The 1,350-nt window shown below is 52.6% G+C and carries 1 rRNA gene; it reads right to left on the bottom strand.

Going from position 1 to position 1,350, the window contains the following annotated elements:
- Nucleotides 1-40: 40 nt before the first annotated feature.
- A 16S ribosomal RNA gene (locus tag ACGH6R_RS11080) occupies nt 41-1,350 on the bottom strand; the annotation flags it as partial.

Here is a 1,350-nt window from a genome sequence, read left to right on the forward strand (position 1 = left end):
TCTAAACAAACAATCTGTGTGAACACTTACGAGCGCTTCGTAAGGAGGTGATCCAACCGCAGGTTCCCCTACGGTTACCTTGTTACGACTTCACCCCAGTCATGAATCACACCGTGGTAAACGCCCTCCCGAAGGTTAAGCTATCTACTTCTGGTGCAACCCACTCCCATGGTGTGACGGGCGGTGTGTACAAGGCCCGGGAACGTATTCACCGTGACATTCTGATTCACGATTACTAGCGATTCCGACTTCATGGAGTCGAGTTGCAGACTCCAATCCGGACTTAGACGTACTTTCTGAGGTCCGCTTGCTCTCGCGAGGTCGCCTCCCTTTGTATACGCCATTGTAGCACGTGTGTAGCCCTGGTCGTAAGGGCCATGATGACTTGACGTCGTCCCCACCTTCCTCCGCTTTATCAACGGCAGTCTCCTTTGAGTTCCCGACCTAATCGATGGCAACAAAGGATAAGGGTTGCGCTCGTTGCGGGACTTAACCCAACATTTCACAACACGAGCTGACGACAGCCATGCAGCACCTGTCTCACAGTTCCCGAAGGCACTCCAGCATCTCTGCCAGATTCTGTGGATGTCAAGACCAGGTAAGGTTCTTCGCGTTGCATCGAATTAAACCACATGCTCCACCGCTTGTGCGGGCCCCCGTCAATTCATTTGAGTTTTAACCTTGCGGCCGTACTCCCCAGGCGGTCGATTTATCGCGTTAGCTTCGGAGCCCATCACTCAGGGCAACAAACTCCAAATCGACATCGTTTACAGCGTGGACTACCAGGGTATCTAATCCTGTTTGCTCCCCACGCTTTCGCATCTCAGCGTCAGTATCTGTCCAGAAGGCCGCCTTCGCCACCGGTATTCCTCCACATCTCTACGCATTTCACCGCTACACGTGGAATTCTACCTTCCTCTACAATACTCCAGATAACCAGTTTTAAGTGCAATTCCCAGGTTGAGCCCGGGGCTTTCACACCTAACTTAATTATCCGCCTACATGCCCTTTACGCCCAGTCATTCCGATTAACGCTCGCACCCTCCGTATTACCGCGGCTGCTGGCACGGAGTTAGCCGGTGCTTCTTCTGTAGCTAACGTCAACTGCATGCACTTTTCATACACACAACTTCCTCACTACCGAAAGTACTTTACAACCCGAAGGCCTTCTTCATACACGCGGCATGGCTGCATCAGGGTTCCCCCCATTGTGCAATATTCCCCACTGCTGCCTCCCGTAGGAGTCTGGACCGTGTCTCAGTTCCAGTGTGGCTGGTCATCCTCTCAGACCAGCTAGAGATCGTCGCCTTGGTGAGCCTTTACCACACCAACTAGCTAATCCCATATGGG

Origin of the sequence: Gilliamella sp. CG13, assembly GCF_046635805.1 — a bacterium.
Classification (GTDB): domain Bacteria; phylum Pseudomonadota; class Gammaproteobacteria; order Enterobacterales; family Orbaceae; genus Gilliamella; species Gilliamella apicola_I.